The organism is uncultured Leptotrichia sp., from assembly GCF_938036635.1.
In the GTDB taxonomy this organism is placed as follows: Bacteria; Fusobacteriota; Fusobacteriia; order Fusobacteriales; family Leptotrichiaceae; genus Leptotrichia; species Leptotrichia hongkongensis.
Window position 1 is genome coordinate 1 of record NZ_CALHQO010000207.1, and the last position, 6,311, is coordinate 6,311.

Here is a 6,311-nt window from a genome sequence, read left to right on the forward strand (position 1 = left end):
AAATAGATTAAATGCATTTAAAATTAAAGAAAAAATAAAAAATGAGAGGTGTATTAATGAGAAGAGTAGTTATTACAGGAATAGGATTAGTAACTCCGTTGGGAACTGGGAAAGATAAGGCTTGGAAAAATTTGTTGGCTGGAGAATGTGGAATTGATAAGATTACACAGTTTGATACTTCAGAGCATTCAGTGCATATCGCAGCAGAAGTGAAAGACTTTGTGCCTGAAAATTATATTGAAAAAAAAGAGTTGAAAAAAATAGCTAGATTTTCGCAATTCGCGATTGCGGCTTCTAAAGAAGCATTGGAAGATGCTAAACTTGAAATTACAGAAGAAAATGCGGATAGAATAGGAGTAATTATTGGTTCAGGGATAGGAGGATTGGATGTAATTGAACAGGAAGTGGAAAAGCTTGTTACTAAAGGGCCTAAAAGAGTATCGCCATTTTATATTCCAGCGGCAATCTTGAATATGGCTTCTGGAAATACTTCGATTTATATAGGCGCAAAAGGACCTAATAAGACTGTTGTTACTGCTTGTGCTTCAGGAACAAACTCAATTGGAGATGCTTTTCAAGCAATTTTATTAGGAAAAGCTGATGCAATGGTAGCTGGAGGAACAGAAGCAACAGTAACTCCGTCAGGAATAGCAGGATTTGCAAATTTGAAAGCATTGTCAACTAATCCAGATCCTAAAACTGCATCACGTCCATTTACAGCGGACAGAGATGGATTTGTACTTGGGGAAGGTGCTGGAGTACTAGTGCTGGAAGAATTGGAACATGCTAAAAAACGTGGGGCAAAAATTTATGCAGAAGTTGTTGGATATGGAGAAACAGGAGATGCTTTTCATATGACAGCGCCATCTGACGGTGGAGAAGGTGCCGCAAGAGCATTCAAAATGGCTTTGGAGCAAGGAAATATTAAACCAGAGGAAGTTGGATACATTAATGCACATGGAACCTCAACACCTGCAAACGATAAAAATGAAACACAAGCAATAAAAACAGCATTTGGAGAACATGCATACAAACTTTCTGTAAGTTCTACAAAAGGTGCGACAGGACATTTATTAGGTGGAGCAGGTGGAATTGAAGCAGCATTCTTGGCACTTGCGATTTCAGAAGGAATCATGCCTCCAACTATAAATTATGAAAATCCAGACCCATTATGTGACTTGGATTATGTACCAAACAAACCAGTGAAAAGAGATATTGAAGTAGGAATGTCAAGCTCACTAGGATTTGGTGGACACAATGCAGTTTTAGCATTTAGAAAATATAAATAATAAAAATATTTTGAAATAATTAAGGGGAGAATAAATATTAATTTTCCCCTTGATTAAAAACATAAAAAAAATAAGATAAAAAATAAAAGGAGGTGAGACGGATGGAAATAAATAGGAATAGAAACGCTGATGAATTAATGAAAAAAATAGGATACGAATTTAGAAATAAGGAGTATTTGGAAGAAGCGTTGACACATAGATCGTATTCTAATGAAACCGAGAAGGATAGAAGATTTAATAATGAAAAGCTCGAATTTTTAGGAGATGCGATTTTGAATCTTATAACAACAGAGTATATTTATGAACTTTATGAAAAAAAGACAGAAGGAGAACTTGCAAAGCTTAAAAGTCAGATTATAAGTGAACCTGTATTTTCAACTATTGCGAGTGAGCTTGAGCTAGGAGAGTATTTATACTTGAGTAATGGTGAAATTATGTCTGGCGGAAGACACAGAAGATCTATTCTAGGGGATGCTTTCGAAGCTTTGATTGGTGCGATTTTTAAGGATTCCGATTATTATACTGCAAAAAATATTGCATTAAAATTTTTACTTGGGAAAATAAACAAACTTGAAGAAATAGAAGGAACAGGAGACTATAAAACAGTTTTGCAGGAATTTGTACAAGGAAAGTACAGAAAAATGCCTGAATATAATTTGGTTAAAACTAGTGGACCTGACCATGACAAAGTTTTTGAAATGTCTGTAAGCTGGAATGATAAAATTCATGGTATAGGAACTGGAAAAAGTAAAAAAGAGGCAGAAAAACATGCTGCAAGGGAAGCTCTCGCAAGATTAAAAAAATCAGAAAAGTAAAAAAATGCAATCAAAAAATAGGAGAACAGTATGGGAAAAGTAGCGTTATATCCAGGAAGTTTTGATCCAATAACGAAGGGGCACATTGACATTATAAAGCGTTCTTCAAATTTATTTGACAAGTTAATAATAGGAATTTTTAAAAATTCTACAAAATCAAAGGCTTGGTTTTCTGATGAAGAAAAAGTTGAAATGATACAGGAAATCTTGAAAAAAGAGAATATTAATGCTGAAATAAAAATTTTTAAGGGATTATTAGTCGATTTTATGTACAAAGAAAATGTAAATATTCTGATAAGAGGACTACGAGCATTGTCGGACTATGAGTATGAGCTGCAGTTTACCTTGACAAATAAAACACTTGCAAAAAGTGAATTTGAAACAATATTTTTGACAGCTTCAAGAGAATATTTATATTTAAGTTCGAGCCTTGTAAAAGAAGTGGCTTTAAATAAGGGAAATTTGAGCTTTTTTGTGACAAAGAATGTAGAACAACGTTTGATTGAGAAGGTTAAAAAACTGGAAAAACATTAAAATTGCTGTTTCACAGTTAATAAAAAGAAAAAAAACATAATTTTGTTAAGAAAATTTGATAAGATAAAAATGTAAAAAATAAAAGGGGAACCCAAAATGGCTGGAAAAAAGGAGAAAACAAAATATATATGTTCAGAGTGTGGATATAATTCATTAAAATGGCTTGGAAAATGTCCTAACTGTGATTCATGGGGAACATTCGAAGAGGAAATTGATATAAAAAATACGTTTAGGAATGTGGAATCAAAGGAAGTTTCGATAAGCAAGATAACAGAAATTGAAATAGAAAAGGAATTTCGGATGGTAACGCCTTTTGAGGAATTTGATAGAGTACTGGGAGGCGGGCTAATAAAGGGAGAAGTTGTACTGATTACGGGAAGTCCTGGAATCGGAAAATCAACTTTTTTGCTTCAATTATCGCAGGAATATGCAAAAATTGGAAATGTATTCTATGTTTCTGGAGAAGAATCGCCACGACAAATAAAGCAGCGTGCAGAACGTGTCAATGTAAAAAGCGAAAATTTGTATATTTTGAATGATACAAATATTGAAAAAATTGAAAGTGTAATTTTGAAGGATAAGCCAAAAGTTGTTGTAATTGATTCAATTCAGACACTTTATTCAGAAAATGTTAATTCCATTCCTGGAAGTGTAACTCAAATTCGTGAAACAACTTTAAAAATCATTGAAATTGCTAAAAAAAACGAAATTGCATTTTATATTGTGGGACATGTTACAAAGGATGGGAAATTAGCGGGGCCAAAACTATTGGAACATATGGTAGATGCAGTATTGCAGATTGAAGGGGAAGAAAATAATTACTATAGGATTATCCGTTCTATAAAAAATCGTTATGGATCAACAAATGAAATTTCAATTTTTGATATGAAAGAAAATGGAATTAGTGAAGTAAAAAATCCATCTGAATTTTTTATAAGCGATAGAGATGAAAAAAATATTGGAAGTATTATTGTACCAATTTTTGAAGGAAGCCGTGTGTTTTTATTTGAAGTGCAGTCGTTGCTAGGAACTCCGAATTTTGGAATGCCAAGAAGAACAGTTGAGGGATATGACAAAACTCGTGTAGAGATATTGAGTGCAGTGTTATCACGTTCCTTAAAGGTGGATGTAAATTCAAAAGATATTTATATAAATATTCCAGGCGGAATTGATTTGAATGATAGAAGTTCTGATTTGGCAGTGGTTTTTTCGCTTTTATCCTCAGTAAAGGGCGTGCCGATAAGTCAGAAAATAGCGGCTATTGGTGAATTAGGGTTACGGGGAGAGGTAAGAAAGGTTTCATTTATTAAAAATAGAGTGAATGAACTAGAAAAAATGGGATTTTCAGGAGTGTATCTTCCAAAAAGCCATAAGGCAGACTTTGAGAAGGAAAAAACAAAAATAAAACTTAATTATATAAGTAATATAAGTGAACTTGTTGAGAGGATAAGATAAGCCAAACGGAGCAAAAAGGCGAAAGGATAATAGAGATGATAAAAAAGGCAGTTAATAAGAAGAAAATATTGGAGCATATATTTGATAGAGTAGCACCAGGAACAGCTTTAAGAGAAGCAATAGACAAAATTCAGGAAGCAAAGTTGGGAGCATTGATTGTACTTGGAAATCCTAGTGATCTGAAAGATGTGATGGGAGGAGGATTTGAGCTTAATACTGTATATTCGCCACAAAAAGTTTACGAACTTTCCAAAATGGATGGTGGGATTATTTTGTCAGAGGATATAAAAACAATTTATGGAGCAAATATCCAATTACAGCCAAATTATTCCATAGAAACAGATGAAAGTGGAACAAGACATCAGGCAGCACACAGAATCGCTCAGCAAAAAGGAAATTTAGTTGTAGCAGTTTCTGAGAGAAGAAATAAAATAACAGTATATTATGGTAAATTCAGATATTTACTAAATGAAATTGGAGATTTACTGACAAAATCTTCACAGGCAATAACAGCCCTTGAAAAATATTCCATTGCTATTGAAAAAAATCACGTGAACTTGTCAATTCTTGAGTTTGACAATATGGTGACACTTTATGATATTGTAGAATGTGTGAGAATGTATGGACTGCTTTTCAGAATGTCGGAAGAATTGATTGAGTACATGGCAGAGCTTGGAAGCGAAGGACGGCTTATAAAAATTCAGTATGAAGAAATAATGTTAAATAAAAATGAAAGTTTTGATGCTCTTATAAAGGACTATAAAATAAGCGAGGAAACAGCAGAAAAAATTGGTTTAAGAGTGAAATCCTTAACGAAAGAGGAATTGCTGGATGATGAAAAAATTGTGTGTTTACTTGGATTCGATATAAATATTATAAATTTTGATGAAAAAATAGAGCCACGTGGCTATGGCCTTTTGAGTAACATAACAAAAATAAGCAAAAAGGATAGAGAAATTCTTGTAAAGGAATTTTCAAACGTTCATTCAATCTTGACGTCAACAGCTTCAGATATTGCTAAAATAAAAGGAGTTAGTAAATATAAGGCTGAACACATTAATAAATCACTAAAACGTATAAAAAATAGAACTGTAATTGACAGGGAATAAAATATTAATTAAAATTAAGAAGAATTATAAAAATATAAAAAAATTAAGAAAGTAGGTAAAAATGAAAGATAAAAGAGTAACTGTTGGAGGACAGGCAGTTGTGGAAGGGGTTATGATGAGAGGGCCTAAAGCGATTGCAACAGCGGTTCGTAAGCAGGATGGGAGTATTGTTTATAAAAAAATAACACTTACTGAGAAAAATAATAAATGGCTAAAAGTACCTTTCGTTAGGGGAGTTATAGCACTTTATGATGCAATGGTAGTTGGGACGAAAGAGCTTATTTTTGCATCAAATCAGGCTGGACTGGAAGAGGAGAAATTGACAGATAAACAAGTTGGGTTTACTGTTTTGACCTCAGTTTTGATGGGAATTGCAGTGTTTATGTGGTTGCCATCTGCTATTGGAGGATTTTTCTTTAAAGATAATGTTTTAATGGCAAATATTGTTGAGGCTGTTATAAAGTTAATTCTTTTTTTAGGGTATATCTATGGAATTTCATTTTTGAAGGATATACAGCGAGTTTTTGAATATCATGGAGCAGAACATAAAAGTATTATGAATTACGAAATGGAAAAGGAATTAACACCAAAAAATGCAAAAGAATGTACAAGGTTTCACCCAAGATGTGGTACAAGCTTTCTTTTACTTGTAATGTTTATAAGTATTTTAGTATTTTCAACAGTTGATTTATTTTTTAAAGTTCCAACTGGACATTTTACGATGCTTCTTTATAAATTAGTAACAAGAATTCTATTTGTACCATTTGTTGCTGGACTTTCTTATGAAATACAGCGTTGGACGAGCTATCACCTAGATAATATATTTGCTAAAATGATAGCAGTTCCAGGAATGTGGCTACAAAAAATAACTACAAGCGAGCCTGATGAAAGTCAATTAGAAGTTGCGATTGTAGCATTAAATGTAGCATTAGGAAATGAAGTTACAAATGCTACGGAAGTTTTTGAATAAAAAAATTGAATAATAATTGTCCATTATAAGTTATAGAGAAGGCTGGTTTTTTCCAGTCTTTTTTTTGCAACAAAAATTAATCTAAATGAAAAAAATAGAGATTTTTTAAAAAATTTTAAGATAAGGAAATTATTATATA

At 32.6% G+C, this 6,311-nt stretch carries 6 protein-coding genes; all 6 read left to right on the top strand.

Going from position 1 to position 6,311, the window contains the following annotated elements; all coding sequences use genetic code 11:
* Window positions 1-56 precede the first annotated feature (56 nt).
* The 6 genes from fabF (at window position 57) to Q0370_RS04060 (ending at window position 6,172) form a co-directional block, all read left to right on the top strand.
* Window positions 57-1,289 carry a beta-ketoacyl-ACP synthase II gene (gene fabF / locus Q0370_RS04035; RefSeq protein ID WP_299572463.1) on the top strand — a complete coding sequence of 411 codons (1,233 nt, stop codon included), beginning with the start codon at window positions 57-59 and terminating at the stop codon, window positions 1,287-1,289.
* 101 nt (window positions 1,290-1,390) lie between these two features.
* A complete protein-coding gene (gene rnc, locus Q0370_RS04040; RefSeq protein ID WP_299572465.1) occupies window positions 1,391-2,104 on the top strand; it encodes a ribonuclease III in 714 nt (237 codons plus the stop codon).
* Between the two features lie 30 nt (window positions 2,105-2,134).
* Window positions 2,135-2,638, top strand: coding sequence for a pantetheine-phosphate adenylyltransferase (gene coaD, locus Q0370_RS04045; protein ID WP_299572468.1), 504 nt, complete (start codon window positions 2,135-2,137; stop codon window positions 2,636-2,638).
* Between the two features lie 96 nt (window positions 2,639-2,734).
* Window positions 2,735-4,093 carry a DNA repair protein RadA gene (gene radA, locus Q0370_RS04050; protein WP_299572470.1) on the top strand — a complete coding sequence of 453 codons (1,359 nt, stop codon included), beginning with the start codon at window positions 2,735-2,737 and terminating at the stop codon, window positions 4,091-4,093.
* A 35-nt stretch (window positions 4,094-4,128) separates the two neighbouring features.
* Window positions 4,129-5,202 carry a DNA integrity scanning diadenylate cyclase DisA gene (gene disA, locus Q0370_RS04055; RefSeq protein WP_299572473.1) on the top strand — a complete coding sequence of 358 codons (1,074 nt, stop codon included), beginning with the start codon at window positions 4,129-4,131 and terminating at the stop codon, window positions 5,200-5,202.
* Between the two features lie 61 nt (window positions 5,203-5,263).
* Window positions 5,264-6,172, top strand: a complete 909-nt coding sequence (locus Q0370_RS04060) for a DUF1385 domain-containing protein (protein WP_299572475.1) — start codon at window positions 5,264-5,266, stop codon at window positions 6,170-6,172.
* The last annotated feature ends 139 nt before the right edge of the window (window positions 6,173-6,311 follow it).

Bases quoted from the DNA above. Each gene is read 5' to 3' on its own strand.
- fabF (WP_299572463.1), top strand. From the start codon at position 57: ATGAGAAGAGTAGTTATTACAGGAATAGGATTAGTAACTCCGTTGGGA.
- rnc (WP_299572465.1), top strand. From the start codon at position 1,391: ATGGAAATAAATAGGAATAGAAACGCTGATGAATTAATGAAAAAAATA.
- coaD (WP_299572468.1), top strand. From the start codon at position 2,135: ATGGGAAAAGTAGCGTTATATCCAGGAAGTTTTGATCCAATAACGAAG.
- radA (WP_299572470.1), top strand. From the start codon at position 2,735: ATGGCTGGAAAAAAGGAGAAAACAAAATATATATGTTCAGAGTGTGGA.
- disA (WP_299572473.1), top strand. From the start codon at position 4,129: ATGATAAAAAAGGCAGTTAATAAGAAGAAAATATTGGAGCATATATTT.
- Q0370_RS04060 (WP_299572475.1), top strand. From the start codon at position 5,264: ATGAAAGATAAAAGAGTAACTGTTGGAGGACAGGCAGTTGTGGAAGGG.